Here is a 17,980-nt window from a genome sequence, read left to right as displayed (position 1 = left end):
GAGGCGGCAGAAAGCCGAAGCAGCCCGGCTGCGAAAGCCAAGCTGCTTCGGGCCGGATGCGGCCTAGAAGCGCCAGTCCAGCCGGACGCTTACACCGTGATCCTGCGTCTCGTCGGCGAACTCTCCATGGTAGGAGACACCGAGCGTCGCGTCGGGTCCGAGCACGATACCAAGCCCGGCGTCGAGCAGCGCGCTATCCTGCGCGATGGGCGTCCCCGCGATAGTGAAGCCCGGCCCTCCGGAGGCGAACGCCAGCGCCGTCACAGGCGTCACGTCATCGAAGGCGTGCTGCCAAGCAACCGAGATCCGCGGCAGCAAAAGCAGCCCGTTGGTGCGGATCTGCGTCTCCGCCCGCACACCCAGGGTCGAATACCCGGTGTCCTCGTTGCTGGAAGCCGCCGTGAGCGCCCCGAGCCCGCCCGTCTCGGCAAACCCATCGCTGTCGACATGCACCCACGCGAGGCCAGCGAAGGGCTCGAACGCAACGGAGCGGACTTGAAGCGGCAGAGCCACCTCCGCGAATATCTGCCCGGTATCGGCGTCGTAGGACGCCTCGACCCGGTTGGCGAAGCCCGGGAAGACGATGGCACGTTCCGTTTCGACGTCGTGCCAAGTCCACGACGCTCCCGTGCGGAGCGCGAAGCCGCCGAGCTTGCCGCCCGCGTAGGCCGCGAGATGATAGCTCTCGATATCCGCCGAGCTGAGCCGCGCGGCGACATCCACGTTCGACTGCCCATAGCCCGTCGCGAAACCGGCGCGCCAGCCGCCGCCCAACGCCGCATCCATTCCCGAGACGAAACCGCCGACCGAGCGATCCACGCCAGCCGCGTTGCGGTCGCCGTCGAACTCACCCCACGAGCCGTAAGCCTGCGCCCAGAACGCGAGAGTGCTCGAGCGCGCGAGAGCGGGAGCTTCTTCGCCACGGCGGCCCGCGCCGAGCGCCATGCGCCCGGGCAGCGCATCGTCACGCGCGGCAACCGTCGTCGGCTGCCCAGAGCCCGCGCCGGATCCCGCCCCACTTCCCCGCACGGCCTGCCAGAGACGCGAGAAAAGCACGTCGCGAAGCTGCTTGCTATCCTGCAACAGCACACCGAGAACGCTGGCGTGCACCTCACCCGAAAACGCATCGAACGCCACGCGCGCCTCGTTCTCGGAGAGCGCCACGATCGCATCGTAAAGCGGGTGTCCCGGGCTCAGACCGTTCAGGAAAGCCGCGACCGCGCTCTGATTGGGCGTCAGCGCCACCTCGTCGATGCCGGTGTCGTTGCGCAGGAGCGTCAGCTCCACGTCATTGCCGTCGCCTGCCGCGTAATTCACGCTTGCGGTCAGGAAGGCGAGGTTGGTCGTCGTCGTCGAAAAGGTTCCCGTGACGGCATCCACGCCATCGTTGGCGATGATCACATAGCCGGTGGAGGGCGCATAGGTTCCGGCTTCCGCCAGCACGCGCAGGATCGACCCCGTGAGATCGACAGTCCCGTTGACGACGACCTGATCGCTCTGCCCCGCTGCGTTGGCCTCGATCTCGAGGATCGAGCCTGCCTGCAACGTGTAGGCGCCCGTCACCGTCTGTGTTCCGATAGAGTTTCCTGGCGCGTGAACGCCGCCGGAGCCCACCGTCACGCTCTCGAGCAAGCCCGTGCCCTTGAGCGTGCCGCCGTTGCCGACACTCGTATCGCCCACAATCGATCCGTTGACCGAGAGCACGCCCCCCGTGATCGAGGTGCCGCCCGTATAGGTGTTGGTGCCGGTCAGGATCACCGTGCCGTCGCCGTCCTTGATCACCGAGCCGTCGCCCATGATCACCGTGTCGACGGTCACGTCCACGCCGTCCGCCTGATCGAACGTCAGGCTTCCCGCGCCGTTGATCGCGATGTCACCCACCAGTCCCGTAGTTGCGGCCTCGAAAGTGAGCGCGTTCGCGCCCCCGGTGAACGTGATGGCGTTCGCACGAACGCCGCTGCCCGAAAGACCGCCCGAGATCGTCCCGGCATTGATGATCGTGAGATCGGAGCCCGAGATGCCGGCGCCGCCATTGCCGTTTTCGCCCTCAATGCCGTTGACGCTGGCGCCCCCCAAGCCGCCGGTGCCACCCGTCACCTGCCCCTCGACGCGAACGGTCACGCCACTGCCCGCGACACCCGCGCCGCCGTCGCCGCCGCGCCCGCCATGCACGCTCGGGCTCGAGCCATTGGCAACGCCACCGGTCCCGCCTTCGCCGCCCGTAATGGAGCCCGAGCCGGTGAACACCGCACCCGGATCGGCGAAGAACAATCCCACGCCGCCATCGCCGCCGCTGCCGCCGGAGAATGAGAAGAACGCCGAGCTTCCGCCGTCGCCTCCCCGGCCGCCTGTGAGGTTTATCGCGCTGTCGAGTGTCGGCGTCCCCGTCAGCACGGCGCCGTATCCACCCGCGCCACCGCCGCCGCCACTGCCTGGAGCGGACGCATTGAGACTATCGCCGCCATTGCCGCCGCGGCCGCCGACGAGATCGACCGTGCCCAGGACGCCGGTGAAGCCGTTCCCATGGAAGCCGCCACCGCCGCCGCCGCCGCCACCTGCATAGTTGGGACTGACGCCGTCCTCGCCGTCCGGGCTGACCGCCGTGCCGCCGGCACCGCCCAAGCCAGGAACCGAGCACAACATCGGCGCGCAGGTAAAGATGTCGCCAAGTCCGCCGACGCCACCGCCAGCACCACCGCCGCCGCCGCCGAAGTAGGGAGATCCCGCGCTCCCATCCTCGCCGGCGTCGCCCATATAGCCCGTACCGCCGTCGACGCCCTCTTGATGGCCGCCGAAGCCGGCATAGCCACCGCCCTTGCCGCCATCCGAAAGGCCGGAAACCGGCGCGGGCGGAGCTGCGAGCGCTGCACTCGCAGCGCCGACCAGCATTGTGGTGCAAAGAAGGGCGCGCGCCATCGCGGCACCCGATGCGCGAGATACAGCGTCCCGTACCATTCCGCCGAGGACGCCCCGCCCCGTATCCTGCTCAGGCGACGTCTCACAGGCGCGCGCGCACCTGTCGATCACGTCTGCGTAGGCAGACCCAACCGCAGATGGCGCGCACACCTTGTGCAGCGGCCAGGCGACCGAACGTCCAGCATCCGCAGCGAGATAATCTTCGACCGCGTCCACCGAAGGCGTCATCGGATCGACGAAGCAGGCTTGCTCCGAGAACAGCTCACGATGCACGGGTAGGTCGGAGAGGATCAACGGCGTGCCGTGGCTCGCGGCCTCCGCCGCCGACATGTTGAAGCCTTCGAAGCGCGACAGCGTGACGAAAGCACGCGCGCGCCGGTAGAGCCCGTCCAGCTCCTTACGAGGCACATAGCCGAGATGGCGGACGCGTGCCGCCACGCTCGCCGGAAGATGAGCGAGGTGCGAGGCGAAGGCCTCCCCGCCGTGGCCGGTGACCACCAGGTTCAACTCGGGCGATCTTTCCGCGAGCTTGGCGAACAGCGCCAGCAGGCCCGAGAAATTCTTATGCGGATGATTATGGATCGACGCCAGCAGGAACGGCGCGCCGTCATCCAGAGTGGTCGAGGCGGCGCGATCGATCTCGATCGGATTGTAGATCACAGTATGACGGCGCGGGACCCCGAAACGCTGCGTGTACTGCTGCTCGGCAGCATGGCTGATGAAGACGACGTGATCGGCATTCTCCCGCGTCCGGGCAAAGGCGCGCTCGAGCCAGCGCAGCCTCGCTTCACTGTAGAGCTCGGGAAGGAATGCAAACTGGACGTCGTGAATGACGTTGATGATCGTGGGACCATGCCCATCGGCGCGCCGCGCAATCGGCGAATGGAAATTCGGGAAGAAGAACGTGGAATGAGGATCGACCCGCGCCAGAATTTCGGCAACACGCCGCTCGCGATCGAGATAGGGCATCGTCGCATCGGGGGCGCCGAAGCGCTGCGCTGCCTCCCGTGCGGAAATGAGCCGCTTGCCGTAGCGCTTCTTCAACTGACGGAAGAGAAGCTCGGAGAATTCGACGACGCCGCCGATTGCCGGATAGTCGTGAACGACATCGAAGTAATAGATCGGACGGCGCGAAGCCTTACGCAAAACCTTGCTCTCGGCCGCCTCGGAGGCGTGAGAAGTCGACGGCATGATCTCTCTTTTTCCTGGAACGCGTCTGCACAGGTTTCATCCCTAAACGGCAAAAGAATCACCGAACTGAAACAGGATAACGTAAAAGCTCACCATTCGAGCAAAGCTCAGAGCGCGGACATTAAGGCGAGCGCGAAGAAGCTGGCGCGATGAGATCGTGATCGCAACGCGCCCCGCGATTGCGATCACCGATCTGAGCTTGAGACGCACGCGAAGCAGCCCACCTATCCACAACAGGGCGCAGCAGCCCGCGTGGATCCCGCAAGAAAATTGCGCCAGACGATCGCGCACCAATGCATGCGCATAGCGCACGCGCTTCAAGGCGTTAATCAAAGAACCTCGCCGCACTTGGCCGTGATGCCCGCGCATCACACGTCGCGTTGTCATGTGGCTGTCGCCGAACGGTAGCCGGGCCGTCGCACACCGCTGATAGCCAAATGCTGATGTGCGGCGTCTCGAGTGCCGCGAGCGTGCGCCGGGGGGCGCGAGGCATGAACGGTCAGCAGGGATACGCGAACGCTTCACCGGACACTGTCGTGCTCGGCATGCGGAAGCGAGCGTCCCGAAGCTTGAGCAAGCGATCCACCACCGCTTTTCTCGCCGTTGTCGGCGTGATCGCTGCGCTTCGCCTGCTCGCCCTCGCGTTCAATCGCACAGACCTCTACATGGACGAGGCCCAGTACTGGGCGTGGTCTCTCGAACCGGCGCTCGGCTACTTCTCGAAGCCGCCGCTCATCGCCTGGATCATTCATGGCGCGACCACGGTCTGCGGAGAGACGGAAGCCTGCGTCCGCCTTCCCGCGATCGCCCTCCACCTTCTCACGGCGCTCCTCGTCTACGCCATCGGCTGGCGCCTGTACGACAAGACGGTCGCCTTCTGGGCTGGCCTCGGATACGCGCTTCTCCCCGCGGTCTCCCTTTCGAGCGGCATCATCTCGACCGACGTGCCGCTACTCGCGGCCTGGGCACTCGCCCTGTTCGCATTCGCTGGCATGTTGAATGGACCGAGCCTGGCAAACGCCCTGCTGCTCGCGCTCGCATTGGGCCTCGGGCTCAATGCCAAATACGCAATGGCCTACTTCGCCGCCTCCGCCGCGCTCTACCTTGTGATCGCGCCGGAAAGCCGCGGACTGCTGCGCAGCCCTCATCTCTGGCTGGCGCTTGCAGGCGGTCTAGCGCTCATCGCGCCGAACGTTCTCTGGAACGCCACGAACGGTTTCGTCACCTTCGCCCACACCGCCGACAACGCGAACTGGCGCGGCATCCCGTTCCATCCCGGCAAGGCTGCGGAATTCCTGCTCGCCCAGTTTGGGGTGTTCGGACCTGTCTTGTTCGGCGCGTTCCTCGTCATCGTCTGGCGCGCGGTAAGAAAGCCCAGCGTGGCCGGCCCCTCGGACAAGCTCCTGCTTGCCTTCTCGGTCCCGATCCTCGCGGCCGTTACACTGCAGGCATTGATCTCGCGCGCCCACGCCAATTGGGCGGCCCCCGCCTACATCGCCGCCATCGTGCTTGTCACCGCTGTGATGATCCGCGACCGCGAATGGACGTGGATGCGCGCCTCGTTCGCGATCAACGGCGCTGTCGCACTTTTTCTGGCCCTCGCCACATGGCAAGCCGGCCACCTCGCTCTCCCCATCGTCGGCGATCCCTTCGCCCGCACCCTCGGAAATCGCGAGCTGGCCACGGCGGTGGAGGCCGAACTCGCTAGAGCCGCGAATGAAGGCAAGCCGATCGGATCGGTGCTGACGGATGATCGCGAGTATGCGGCGGCCCTCGCCTACTACGGGCGCGGCATCACGGTGCCCATCCTCTCCTGGCGCGACGGCGCATCGCCCCGCAGCCACTTCGAGATCAAGAGCCCCTTCACCGCCGCGGCCCCGGCGCCCGTTCTGCTCGTCACGCCGCGGCTGGCCTCTCCCGTGACGAGACGCTTCGCCTCCGCGACGCCGGTCACTATGCGCGAGATACCCGCGGGCCGGCACACCACACGAACCGTCCACTTTTCGACCCTCGATGGTTATCAACACAGGTGACGCATGGCATCCGTCGACCCTTACACACCCGAAGAGACGAAGTTCCGGCGCGAGTTCCTGATCGGCGCAGCCATGCTCGCCATACCGCTCGGCGCGGTGCTGATCTCCGCTCCCGAGATCGATCTGTCCATCTCTGGCGCAGCCTGGGAGGCCTGCCCGGCCGCAGCCGCCGGAAAACCCTGGTGCGCCACCTGGGCTGTCACCCTGGCCCGCCAGCTGTTCATGGTTCTCTTCGCGCTCGTCGCTCTCGCCACCCTGGCCGTCACCGCGCGCGTAATCATCACCCGTCGCAAGTGGTTCGGGTCCGAGCAGGCGCGTTGCTGGTTCATGATCGCGGTTCTGTTCGTCGGCCCCGGCGTCGTCGCCAATCTGATCTTCAAGGACAACCTGGGTCGCGCACGTCCGCGCGACGTCATCGAGTTCGGCGGCAGCAAGGCGTTCACGCCGCCCCTCGTGCCGTCCCGCGAATGCCCGAGAAACTGCTCGTTCGTGAGCGGCGAGGCTTCGTCCATCTACGCGGCCTTCTTCGCGCTCGCGCTCCTGTTGCCGCAATACCGGATGGCCCTGCTTGCCGGGGGCATCGCCGCCGGCACATTGGCGGGAGCCGTCCGCATCATTCAAGGCGCACACTTCCTGAGTGATGTCGTCTTCGCCGGCGTCTTCATGGCCATCACCGTGAGTCTCCTCCACATCGCCTTCATCGGCCTTTGGCGCGATCCGCGGCGAACCTGGACCCTGATCACAGCCCCGCTCATTCCGCTCCTTCGCGCAGGCACGGATACGCTCGCAAAGGTGCGCGGATGAGCGAGACCCCACGCTACGGGATCTCGGTCGTCATCCCGGCTCTCAATGAAGCAGGCAACATCGGCGCGCTTATCCGCGAAACCCTAGCCTCGGTTCCGGCCGACATGCTCCGCGAGATCATCGTGGTAGACGACGGCAGCGACGACGACACCCCGCGCGAGGTGCAAGCGCTGCTGGCTTCCGTCCCGCAACTTCGGTTCATCCGCCACACGCACCGCGCCGGACAGAGCGCCGCCGTTCGAACAGGCGTGCGCGCAGCGACTGCCGCCCTCATCGCCACCATGGACGGAGACGGCCAGAACGATCCGCGCGACATCGCAAGCCTCGCAGCGCTCATTCAAGGCACCGGGCCGACGAACGTATCGCTTGCAGGCGGCGTCCGCGTAAACCGCCGGGCGGACTCCTCGAAGCGCTTTGCCTCCAAGTTCGCCAACTGGCTGCGCGACACCCTCCTCGCCGACCGCTGCCCCGATACCGGATGCGGAATAAAGGTGTTCCACCGCGAGGTGTTTCTAGACCTGCCCTATTTCTCCGGCATGCATCGCTATCTGCCAGCGCTCTTCCAGGCTTACGGACACGCCGCCGTCTATCATCCGGTGAACGACCGCCCGCGCCGCGCCGGCACCTCGAAGTACACGAACTTCGGACGCGCCCTGATCGGCATTTACGACCTCGTCGGCGTTCGCTGGCTCATCAAGCGCACCATGTTGCCCGGCGCTCCCCTTTCGCCGCGCGCACCGCAGGCCAACGGCCAAACAGCGCTCGCGTCTCCCCTTCCCCTATCGAAAAGCTCGTCGCCAGGAGAGGAACGGCTGTGGCTGCAAAACTGATCGCGTGGTGGAACGCACTCACACCCGCAGAGTTTCTATGGCTCTCGGTGGGCCTCGTCGGGCAAGTGCTCTTCTCCGCCCGCTGGCTGATCCAATGGTTCGTCACGGAGAAGTCGCGCCGCTCCACCATGCCCGAGACGTTCTGGTACCTGAGCCTCCTTGGGGGCCTTCTGGTGTTCGCCTACGGCCTGCACCGCCTCGATCCGGTGATCATTCTCGGCCAGTTCGGCGTGCTCATCTACGCCCGAAATCTTTTCTTCATCCGCAAGGAAAAGATGGAGGGGGCGTCACCCGCTCCCGCGCCTGCGGGCAGATAGTCCGGCGACGCACTGTCATTCACCCGTCACAGATCTCGCCGAAACATGCGAGGGCGAAGCACAACCGCGGACGTCTCGAACCGTAGATCGAGCCGCGCAGCCAGGTGAAAGCGATGAAAAAGGAAGACGCGATCTCCGCCAGAGTGAAGGCGGAAATGCTGGACAGCTTCGACGAAGAGCTCGAGCTGGAGCTGGACGACGAGCGCCTGACCGGCCCGCAAGATATCGACAGCGAGCAAGCCGAGGAAGGCGGCCTTCCCCGCAGGGCTTACTTCAAGGAGCTGTTCAGGCTGCAGCGCGAGTTGGTGAAGCTGCAGGACTGGGTGGTACGCGAGAAGCTCAAGGTCGTCGTCATTTTCGAAGGCCGCGACGCGGCCGGCAAAGGTGGCGTCATCAAGCGCATCACCCAGCGGCTCAACCCGCGCGTCTGTCGCGTGGCGGCCCTTCCCGCACCCAGCGAGCGCGAGCGCAGTCAATGGTATTTCCAGCGTTACGTCGCCCACCTTCCGGCGGGGGGCGAGATCGTGCTGTTCGACCGCAGCTGGTACAATCGCGCGGGCGTCGAGCGCGTCATGGGTTTCTGCTCCGAACCGGATGTCGAGGAGTTCTTCCGCTCCGCTCCCGAGTTCGAGCGGATGCTCGTCCGCTCGGGCATCAAGCTCATCAAGTATTGGTTCTCCATCAGCGACGACGAGCAGAACTTCCGCTTCAGCATGCGTATCAACGATCCCCTGAAGCAGTGGAAACTCTCGCCCATGGACCTCGAATCCCGGCGCCGCTGGGAGGCGTACACGAAAGCCAAGGAAGCGATGCTGGAACGAACCCACATCCCCGAGGCACCGTGGTGGATCGTGGAAGCGGACAACAAGAAGCGCGCACGCCTCAACTGCATCAGCCACTTCCTGGCCCAGATCCCCTACCAGGAGGTCCCCCGCGCGGACGTCACGCTGCCGGAGCGTGTCCATAACCCGGACTACTCCCGTACCCCGGTGCCGGACGAATTGTACGTACCGGACATCTACGAAAACGACTGATCCTGAACGAGAACGGGCACTTGGGCGAGGATTGCGGCAGGCCGCCTGCCGCAATCCTCGCCGGCCCGCCGCACGCAGGCGTGGCTTTCGGTAACCGTATGAGATAAAAGCCCGCCGATTCAATGTCTTGAAATCTTGTAAGTCCAGACATCGGACGATACCGTGCGCCTCACGTCCAGAGGTCAGCACATGCATAAGATTGTCCCGGTCATCCTGTCAGGCGGCTCGGGAACCCGGCTCTGGCCCCTCTCGCGGGCCATGTATCCGAAGCAGTTCGTCAGCGGTTTGAACGGAGAGAAGGCGAGCCTGCTCTCCGCCACCCTCGCGCGCCTCGCGCCGCAGAATGGCTTCGCTGCCCCCATCGTCGTCTGCAACAACGCGCACCGCTTTCTGGTGCGCGAGCACGCGGCCGAGGCGGGCGTGGAGCCGGAGAGCGTGGTGCTGGAGCCCAGCGCCCGTAACACGGCCCCTGCCATCGCCGTCGCCGCGCTCCTCGCCGCCCGGCGCGATCCCGCTGCCATCCTCGCCATCATGCCGTCCGATCACGTGATCGCGGATGCGGCGGGCTTCGCGGACGCCGTGCGCCGCGCAGCGGAGGTCGCGAGCCGCGGGCGTATTGTCCTCTTCGGTATCGCGCCCACCGAGCCGCACACCGGCTACGGCTACATCCGCAAGGGCAACGCCCTCGCGGAGGGCACCGAGGGCGCCTTCGAGGTCGACAGCTTCTTCGAGAAGCCGAACGCGGAAACCGCGCAAACCTACCTCGATGATGGGCGCTACCTCTGGAACAGCGGTATCTTCGTCTTCCGGGCCGACACCTATCTGGACGAGCTGGCCCGCCATAACCGCGCCGTGCTGGCCGCGGCACGCGAAGCGCTCGAACATGCGAGCGAGGACTTGGGCTTTCTCCGCCTCGATGCCACAGCCTTCGCCAAGGCGCCGAGCATCTCCGTCGACTACGCCGTGATGGAGAAGACCGACAAGGCCGCCGTGCTGCCTCTCTCCATCGGCTGGAGCGATCTCGGATCATGGGCCTCGCTCTGGGATGCCGCCCCGCGCAATGCGGAGGGCAACTTCATCCAGGGCGACGCGCTGACCGAGGACACCACCGACTGCTACATCCGCAGCGAGAAGGCCCTCATCTCCACCATCGGCGTGAAGGATCTGGTGATCGTGGAGACGCCGGACACCGTGCTGGTGGCCGACAAATCCCGCTCACAGGATGTTGCCCGCTTCGTCACCCGCCTCAAGGCCGCGAACCGCAAGGAGCAGGAGCAGCACCTCAGAAGCTATCGGCCGTGGGGGTTCTTCGAGACGCTCAACATGGGCCCGCGCTTCCAGGTGAAGCTCTTGCACGTGAAGCCGGGCGGCATCCTCTCCATGCAAATGCACCATCATCGCTCCGAGCACTGGGTCGTGGTGCAGGGCACCGCCCGCGTGACCGTGGACGGCACCGAGAAGCTCGTCCGCGAGAACGAAAGCGTCTACATCGTCGCCACCCAGTGGCACCGGCTCGAAAATCCGGGAAAAGTTCCTCTGGAGCTCATCGAGGTCCAGATCGGCACTTATCTCGGCGAGGACGACATCATCCGCAGCGACGATATCTACAATCGCGGTGACGGCGAAACCCGCTGAGCGGGAGCGCATTGATCAGCTCACGGCTCATCATCGCCGCCGCCGTGCAAGAGCCTGCCCGCAACGCCTGCGGGTTATCCCCAGAATTTTCATAAGCCGGCCGCGCGAGCGTCGTCACCACACATCAGCCATCTCGCTCGCGTACTCGACGCAGGCGAGCCGATGTGGTTTGTAAAGCGGCCGGTCCGGGGGGAGTGGCGGGTCCACATTCAAGTTCGAAACGTCTTTCGTGCTTTCTGGGCGAAATGGGCTTCGGCCCGTTCAAGAAGAAAATGCGACAACGCAACAGGCCAGGTCCGCCCCGTCGGAGTTCAAGCGTGTATTCAGCGTGTCTTGCTGCCATCTGCCGTTCCGCTGCGCGGCGCGTGCCCAAGGGGATCGCCGCCGCACTCATCGCGCTTGGCTTTGTCTGCGCCATTCCTTCCGCCGAAGCACAGCAGAAGAAAAAGGAGGCCCCGGCCGCCGCGCCTTTGGCCGCCGCGCCTGTGGCCGACGATCCCGAATGCCTGACCATCAGCCAATCCTCCTCCGCCACCTACATGATCGAGAACAAGAGCTGCCCGGAGGCGAGCGTGCTGGCCTCCATCGAGCTCGCGGACGAAGGTACGCTGGCCCGCTGCTTCACCAAGAAGATCCGGAGCCAGATCTCCATCGCGAGCCAGGGCGCCGTCCCCTACATCAACTATCAGTGCATCGAAGGAGCACCGGGATGCTCGATCGACGTGTTGCGCACCATGTTTCCCGAATGTCACGCGGGCTGAGGAGAGGTTGCATCGGCCCCGAAGCGGCGGTGGATGCGACGCAGGGACAGCAGGCCGAATGGCCCGCTTTCCGATAAGACTTTGGAATTAACGGGGTAGGGACGAGATCCGACGCCATGGCCGCCTTCAATCGCGATGCCGCGCTTGAGCGCCAGCAGATCCATGAGATCTCGCTCAACGTCGCCCGCAGGCTGCTCAAGGTGCTGGAGCGGTCACGCGCGGCGCCTCCGCACATTGGCGCCGACATCGAAGCGTCCGCCCGCCTGATCGCCGACATCCAGCGAGAGATCGACCAGCTCATGGCGGCCTTGCCGCCGCGCGAGCTGATGGACATCGCAGTGCTGACGCACATCCTCGGCAGCCACCGCCGCGCGCTGGATCTGCTGGAAGTGGTTGAGCAGAAAGCATCGGGCCTGCTGCCCCGCATGGACGCCGCGCCTGATGCCGCCCAGGCGCACGCCGCTCTGCTCGCCACATCGCGCGAGATCGAGCAGAGCGCGTTTCGCCAGGAGATGCCGGGCTTGGCCGCGCCACGCGGCCCGGTCGCCTATTTGCCCGCGCCTGCCACAGCACCGTATCCGCAGCAGCACGCCCCCATTCCGCCCGCACCCCAATGGGCACAGCCGGTAGGGCAGCGGCCCCCGCCGTCCGCTCAGCGCGCACCCATGCCGCCCAATAGCCGCGCCAAAAAGGCGGATAAAGCGCGAAGCGCCGGCGCTGTCGCCGCCTCGAGCGTCGCCGCCATGCGGGCGCTCGTCGACAAGAACCCCACATCCGCCGCCGCACTCGCGGCTCTCACTGTCGTCGCCGGCCTCTCCATCGCCATCCTGAGCATCGTCTCGCCCGGTATCGGCGACGGCACGCGCCGCCACGCCGCAGCAACGCTGGAACCCGGAAAGAAGCTCGACGGCCGCCTCGCCACCGCCGGGGAAACGAGCACGGAAGAGGCGCCCGCGCCGCGAGCCTCCGGCGCCATGAGTGCCGAAGCTGCGGTCCTATCCCCGTCGGTCGGCAACGAGACGCAAGGACCGATCGTCGTGTCGCCGAACATGGAGCAGCCCTACCTCGTCGTGCTCTCCACGCGCCGCAGCACGGAAGAGTTGCAGCAGGATTACCGGGGTTTCAAATCCGCCTACCCGCAGATTTTGGGTGACGCCAAGGCGCGCGTGGACCGCGTGCAGGGGCAGGACCGCGAGACATGGTACCGCCTGTCTCTCATTCCGCCGCACTCGCGCGCGGACGCCAAAGACCTGTGCCGAAGCCTGAAAGCAGCGGGCCTCACGGGCTGCTGGATCAAGCCGCTCCCCCTGGGCCGGCAGTAGCACCCGCACCCTGCGGAGGGGCCCCCGCCTTGCGGCCTCCGCGAAATGCACCTATGTGGTGCTCCGCAACAGAAGTTCACGCTCTCCTGCCGCGGCGGTACGCATGAAGGCCATCATCTCGATCAAGGGCGTGAACAAGACCTATGCGTCGGGTCACGTCGCCCTCAAGACTGTCAACCTCGATATCCGCGAGCGTGAGATCTTCGCGCTTCTGGGCCCGAACGGCGCCGGCAAGACCACGCTGATCAGCATTATCTGCGGCATCGTCAATCCGAGCGGCGGCGAGATCCTAGTCGACGGCATGGACATCGCGCGCGACTATCGCGCCGTCCGCGCCCTGATCGGCCTCGTGCCCCAGGAGCTCTCGACCGACATGTTCGAGACCGTATGGGCGACGGTCTCGTTCAGCCGCGGCCTGTTCGGCAAGCCTTCGAACCCCGCCTACGTCGAGAAGGTGCTGCGCGATCTCTCCCTCTGGGACAAGAAGGACAGCCGCATCATGACGCTTTCGGGCGGCATGAAGCGTCGCCTGCTCATCGCCAAGGCGCTCGCCCATGAGCCACGCATCCTTTTCCTGGACGAGCCAACCGCCGGCGTGGACGTGGAGCTGCGCAAGGACATGTGGCAAATCGTTCGTGGCCTGCGCGACAGCGGCGTCACCGTCATCCTCACCACGCACTACATCGAGGAAGCCGAGGAGATGGCCGATCGCATCGGCGTCATCACCAAGGGTGAGTTGATCCTCGTGCAGGACAAGGTCGAGCTGATGCGCAAGCTCGGCAAAAAGCAGTTGACCTTGGAGCTTCAGAAGCCTCTCGATGCGCTTCCCCCAAGTCTCTCCCGCTATCAGCTCGAGCTGCGCCCCGGCGGCAGCACCCTCGTCTTCACCTACGACACGCAGGCCGAGCGCACCGGCATCACCGCACTGCTGAGCGACATGCGCGAAGCCGGCATCGGCTTCAAGGATCTGGCAACCAGCCAAAGCTCGCTCGAGGACATCTTCGTCGACCTGGTGAGGCAATCGCAATGAACATCCGGGCCGTACACGCCATCTATGCCTTCGAGATGCACCGCTGGGGGCGCACCCTCATGCAGAGCATCGTCTCGCCCGTGCTCTCCACCTCGCTCTATTTCGTGGTGTTCGGCGCGGCCATCGGCTCGCGCATTGCCCAGATCGACGGCGTGCCCTACGGCGCCTTCATCGTGCCCGGCCTCGTCATGCTGATGCTGCTCACCGAAAGCACGTCGAACGCGGCCTTCGGCATCTACTTTCCGCGTTTCACGGGCACCATCTACGAATTGCTCTCCGCGCCCATATCGCCCTTCGAGATCGCACTCGGCTACGTCGGCGCGGCCGCCACGAAATCCGTGATTCTCGGCCTCATCATCCTCGCGACGGCGAGCCTCTTCGTTCCCCTGCGCATCGCGCATCCGTTCTGGATGATCGGCTTCCTCGTCCTCACGGCCATAACCTTCAGCCTGTTCGGCTTCATCATCGGCATCTGGGCGGACGGCTTCGAGAAGCTGCAGATCATACCGCTGCTCGTGCTGACGCCGCTCACCTTCCTCGGCGGCACCTTCTACTCCATCAACATGCTGCCGCAGCCATGGCACACGGTGACGCTCTTCAATCCGATCGTCTACCTGATCAGCGGCTTCCGCTGGAGCTTCTACGAGATCTCGGACGTCAACGTAGGCGTGAGCTTCGCCATGACGCTCGGCTTCCTCACGGTCTGCCTCGTGGTTATCTGGTGGATCTTCAAGACCGGCTATCGCATCAAGGCGTGATCGCCGCGCCCGGCGAGAGCGCTATCGCTGCCCGGACATGCCCGTAGCGGTGAAGTCGCTGCGCTTGGCGGTTCCCATCAGAATGGCAGCATACTGAGATGCCCCGCTCACGAGCGCGCCGGGATGCGCGAGATTGGCAAGCGCCCCGGCAAAGAGCGCATCGTGTCCGAGCCCCGCACGTCCTATCGTCAGCAGCGCACGATCGCGCTGGTCGATGCCTTCCATCACGGCCTCTGCGTGCACGCGGCTGCGCACGCCCTCGAACTCGGGCATCACGGAGGCGAGGCTGTAGCGCTGGCCCGCCACGATCGACTTGAGATCGAAGTTCGCCTCGGGCGCCTCGCCTGAAAAACGCGGCGCGTTCGCCTCACGCGGACTCGGGGCATGATGAACCGTGACGAAGGCCTGATAGAGCTCGCCGAACGACGGCCGCCCTGTTTTCGCGATATCCGGTGCGATGCGATTGCAGCCGCCCCGCCAGAGCGAGGCCTCGATATCGTCCTCGCAGGTCATGCGGATCGAATAAGCGAGCGGGAGGTCCATCCGGCCCTGCTCGTCCGAGAGCTGCACCGCGAAGGCGACCACGCTGCCCGCAAGCGCGAGGAGCACAACGGCGAGCCAATGCCGCCGGAGAAACTCCAGCGTCTCGATCACGTGGCGGGTCAAGTACGACAGCATGGCCGCGGGAGAATCCCACTGGCGGGCTCTGAAGACAAGTCTCTCCAGCGGGCCTGTCATGAACCCTGGACCTTACGGCGCGAGGCCCTGGGCTGGCGGCGGGGGCGCATCCGGATCGTAGACATCCGCCATCGCCATGGCGCCGTCGCGCCGGTAGATATCGGGACGGAACTCGATCACTCCGTTGGGCTCAGCCCACGCCGTGATGTAGGTGAAATAAACCGGAACGGGACGCGACAGCGCCACGTCGAGCGCCTGCCCCTGGTCGAGGACGGCCTGCACGCGCCCCGGCTGCTCCCATCCGGCTTCGAAACGCGCCAGCCATTCGACGAGCTGGAACACGTCCTGCACGCGCACGCACCCTGCGCTGAACGCACGAGCGCGCTGCTGGAAGAGCGGCTTCATCGGCGTGTCATGCATATAGACGCCGTGCTCGTTCTGCATATCGATGCGAACGAGGCCGAGCGCGTTCTGCGGGCCCGGGTCCTGCTTGAGCTTGACGCGGCGCGCGTCCGCCTGCGACCAGTCGATGGAGGTGGGATCGAGCTCGGGCCCGTTGAAATCCCCGGAAATGACGCGGATGTGCTCCTTCGTCAAATAGTCCGGCTCCTTCACGAGGCGCGGAAACACATCGAGTTGCGCCACGCTGTCCGGCACGCGCCAGTAGGGAAAGAAGTTCAAATTGCGGATCATCGCCTTGAGCGACGGCGTCTCGCGGCCGTTGCGGCCCACGATCACGCGATGGCGCAGCACAGTCTGATAGCGTTCGACGGCTTCGAGCTGAAAGGCCGGCACGTTGACCAGCACATAACGCTCCTCGGGCGGCGTCTGCACGAGCTCCAGGATGCGGCCGTGATTGAGCTTGAGCTGGGCGAGACGCTCTTCCGCGGTGATGTTGAGTGCGGCGAGCGTCGGCTGGTCGACACGCCCCGTGGCGCGCAGGCCATTGCGCTCCTGGAAACGCACGACCGCCTGCTCGACCCCTGAATCGAACGAGTAGTCGTTGTAGCTCGCCGAACGCGGCAGCTCACCCGTCGCCATCAGCCTGCGCCGGAGCGCCGCCACGCGCTCGTCGTCTTCACCGACGCGCAGCATGCGGTTTCCGGGAATCATCGGCCAGCCGCCCCGGCTCACGATGTCCTGGTACTGGGCGATGGCCTTCTCCATGGCCACCAGCATTTCATCGCTGCGCCACGGCACGTCGGTAGGGCGGAGATCGTTGAGCACGTCCTGGCGCGGCGGCGTGCGCTCCATTTCCGCGCGCCGGCCAGAATAGTCCGGCGTGCCGAAGCTCGTGATTCCTTCCCACCAATTGCCGTCCTGCGCCGCGGCCGACGTTCCGGACCAGCTCGAAGCCACGGCGAACAGCGCCCCCGCCATCACCGGCACGGAGCAGCGCCGGATGAAAGCTCGCGTCGCTTCCGTTCTGCGGCGGACGAACGACACGCGTAGGCTACGGCAGAACGTCATGAGCGAGGTCATTCCCTGTTTGCTGAAGGCCAGCCCTGGCGACGGACGATCAGGCGTCAACGCGAGCGATTCCAGGGCCGTTAAACGAAAACGATATGGCCAAACAAAGACCCATTATCAATCAAACTATCGCCAAACCCTTGGAAATTCAGCGGGTCCCGCCGGACGCACTGAAGCGTCCCATTCGGGCTTCCGTCAATGCGGGAAATGATCCCATCCAGGCCTAGTGAACGACATCGGTTGCCCGTCCGCACCCAGCACGGAAATGCCCGTTCCGGCGGAAAGCCGTCCGATTTCCGAGACGGGCACCCCACACGCTTGAGCTGCGGCCTGGAACGCGGATGCCTCTCCAGGCGAAACGGCCGCAAGCACCTCGTAGTCGTCGCCCCCCGTGAGCGCGGTCGCGATGAGATCCGGCTGGCGCGCAAGTGCGCTCAAAAGCGGTTGCGAGAGCGGCAGGCGCACACAATCGAGCGAAGCGGCGAGCCCGGAGGCGCGCGCGAGACGTGCACAATCCTTGACCAGTCCGTCCGACACGTCCATGGCCGCCGACGCATGGGCGAGGAGATGTGGGGCGAGCGCCACGCGCGGCTCCGGACGAAGATAGCGGCCAACCAGCATCGCTGCCTCGCGCGTATCGAGACCGAGCGAGACGCGCCTGTCGGGGTCCTGCCGCAGCAAGAGGCCGACCGCACTGTCCCCGAGCGTACCCGAGAGAAAAAGCAGGTCGCCCGCCTTGGCTGACCCGCGCCGCACCATCCGCCCGCTTGGCACACTGCCGATGGCGGTCACGGTCGCGGTGAGCGGGCCAGGCCTGCGATCGGTGTCCCCTCCGGCGAGGGCGATCCCGAACGCGGCCTGTGCTTCGCCGAGCCCGCGCGCGAACTCCGCGAGCCACGCGCGCTCCGGCAACTCCGGAAAAGCGATCGATAGGAGATAGGCGATCGGGCGCGCGCCCTTCGCTGCAAGGTCCGATACGTTGACCGCGAGCGCCTTCCACGCGATGTCGGCCGGCGCATCCTCGGGAAAGAAATGGACGCCCGCCGCAACTGCATCGGTGGTGAGAACGAGATCCTCACCAGGCGGCGGCGTAAGAAACGCGCAATCGTCCGTGAGGCCCAGCGCACCGGCAAAGCCCGAGGCCAGCGGCGCGAACGTCGTCTGGATCAGCTCGTCCTCGCCCACCGCGCACTCTCCGAAT

Annotated in this window: 15 protein-coding genes; 10 read left to right on the top strand and 5 right to left on the bottom strand. The window is 65.6% G+C overall.

What is annotated here, in order from left to right; translation table 11 throughout:
- Nucleotides 1-63 precede the first annotated feature (63 nt).
- Together PE058_RS09450 and PE058_RS09445 are read right to left on the bottom strand one after the other, a co-directional pair.
- Nucleotides 64-4,107 carry an autotransporter domain-containing protein gene (locus PE058_RS09450; protein WP_271030422.1) on the bottom strand — a complete coding sequence of 1,348 codons (4,044 nt, stop codon included), beginning with the start codon at nucleotides 4,105-4,107 and terminating at the stop codon, nucleotides 64-66.
- Nucleotides 4,108-4,149: 42 nt separating this feature from the next.
- Nucleotides 4,150-4,494: a hypothetical protein gene (locus PE058_RS09445; RefSeq protein WP_271030421.1), complete on the bottom strand. Its 345-nt coding sequence runs from the start codon at nucleotides 4,492-4,494 to the stop codon at nucleotides 4,150-4,152.
- A 182-nt stretch (nucleotides 4,495-4,676) separates the two neighbouring features.
- Here PE058_RS09445 and PE058_RS09440 point away from each other — a divergent pair, with 182 nt between their 5' ends.
- The 10 genes from PE058_RS09440 (at nucleotide 4,677) to PE058_RS09395 (ending at nucleotide 14,631) form a co-directional block, all read left to right on the top strand.
- The gene (locus PE058_RS09440) at nucleotides 4,677-6,140 is read left to right on the top strand and encodes an ArnT family glycosyltransferase (RefSeq protein WP_271030420.1); all 1,464 of its coding nucleotides are present in this window, start codon (nucleotides 4,677-4,679) and stop codon (nucleotides 6,138-6,140) included.
- Nucleotides 6,141-6,143: 3 nt separating this feature from the next.
- Entirely contained in the window at nucleotides 6,144-6,944 is an 801-nt protein-coding gene (locus tag PE058_RS09435) for a phosphatase PAP2 family protein (RefSeq protein WP_020087101.1), read from the top strand.
- Nucleotides 6,941-7,774, top strand: a complete 834-nt coding sequence (locus tag PE058_RS09430) for a glycosyltransferase family 2 protein (RefSeq protein ID WP_271030419.1) — start codon at nucleotides 6,941-6,943, stop codon at nucleotides 7,772-7,774. Before PE058_RS09435 ends, PE058_RS09430 begins: the two co-directional genes overlap by 4 nt.
- On the top strand, nucleotides 7,759-8,091 hold the full coding sequence (locus PE058_RS09425) for a lipid-A-disaccharide synthase N-terminal domain-containing protein (RefSeq protein WP_020087099.1): 333 nt from the start codon (nucleotides 7,759-7,761) through the stop codon (nucleotides 8,089-8,091). The genes PE058_RS09430 and PE058_RS09425 overlap by 16 nt, the downstream gene beginning before the upstream one ends.
- Nucleotides 8,092-8,204: 113 nt before the next feature.
- Complete coding sequence (gene ppk2, locus PE058_RS09420; RefSeq protein WP_020087098.1) at nucleotides 8,205-9,125, top strand: polyphosphate kinase 2; 921 nt, start codon at nucleotides 8,205-8,207, stop codon at nucleotides 9,123-9,125.
- 189 nt (nucleotides 9,126-9,314) lie between these two features.
- Nucleotides 9,315-10,760, top strand: a complete 1,446-nt coding sequence (locus PE058_RS09415; RefSeq protein ID WP_271030418.1) for a mannose-1-phosphate guanylyltransferase/mannose-6-phosphate isomerase — start codon at nucleotides 9,315-9,317, stop codon at nucleotides 10,758-10,760.
- Nucleotides 10,761-11,077: 317 nt separating this feature from the next.
- A complete protein-coding gene (locus tag PE058_RS09410) occupies nucleotides 11,078-11,521 on the top strand; it encodes a hypothetical protein (RefSeq protein WP_271030417.1) in 444 nt (147 codons plus the stop codon).
- Between the two features lie 116 nt (nucleotides 11,522-11,637).
- Nucleotides 11,638-12,843: an SPOR domain-containing protein gene (locus PE058_RS09405; RefSeq protein WP_271030416.1), complete on the top strand. Its 1,206-nt coding sequence runs from the start codon at nucleotides 11,638-11,640 to the stop codon at nucleotides 12,841-12,843.
- Between the two features lie 103 nt (nucleotides 12,844-12,946).
- Nucleotides 12,947-13,873, top strand: a complete 927-nt coding sequence (locus PE058_RS09400; protein ID WP_020086682.1) for an ABC transporter ATP-binding protein — start codon at nucleotides 12,947-12,949, stop codon at nucleotides 13,871-13,873.
- Entirely contained in the window at nucleotides 13,870-14,631 is a 762-nt protein-coding gene (locus PE058_RS09395; RefSeq protein WP_020086683.1) for an ABC transporter permease, read from the top strand. The genes PE058_RS09400 and PE058_RS09395 overlap by 4 nt, the downstream gene beginning before the upstream one ends.
- Nucleotides 14,632-14,652: 21 nt before the next feature.
- Here the strand turns inward: PE058_RS09395 and PE058_RS09390 are convergent, their stop codons facing one another.
- The 3 genes from PE058_RS09390 to thiL all read right to left on the bottom strand — a co-directional run bounded on the left by PE058_RS09390 (nucleotide 14,653) and on the right by thiL (nucleotide 17,964).
- A complete protein-coding gene (locus tag PE058_RS09390) occupies nucleotides 14,653-15,309 on the bottom strand; it encodes a hypothetical protein (RefSeq protein ID WP_020086684.1) in 657 nt (218 codons plus the stop codon).
- Between the two features lie 72 nt (nucleotides 15,310-15,381).
- Nucleotides 15,382-16,791, bottom strand: coding sequence for a L,D-transpeptidase family protein (locus tag PE058_RS09385; protein ID WP_020086685.1), 1,410 nt, complete (start codon nucleotides 16,789-16,791; stop codon nucleotides 15,382-15,384).
- A gap of 183 nt (nucleotides 16,792-16,974) precedes the next feature.
- A complete protein-coding gene (gene thiL, locus PE058_RS09380; RefSeq protein WP_271030415.1) occupies nucleotides 16,975-17,964 on the bottom strand; it encodes a thiamine-phosphate kinase in 990 nt (329 codons plus the stop codon).
- Between the last annotated feature and the right edge of the window lie 16 nt (nucleotides 17,965-17,980).

It is taken from the genome of Hyphomicrobium sp. DMF-1 (genome assembly GCF_027886585.1).
Lineage (GTDB): Bacteria > Pseudomonadota > Alphaproteobacteria > Rhizobiales > Hyphomicrobiaceae > Hyphomicrobium_C > Hyphomicrobium_C zavarzinii.
Note: the sequence above shows the minus strand (reverse complement) of the source record. Positions and strands in the feature narration are given on the sequence as shown.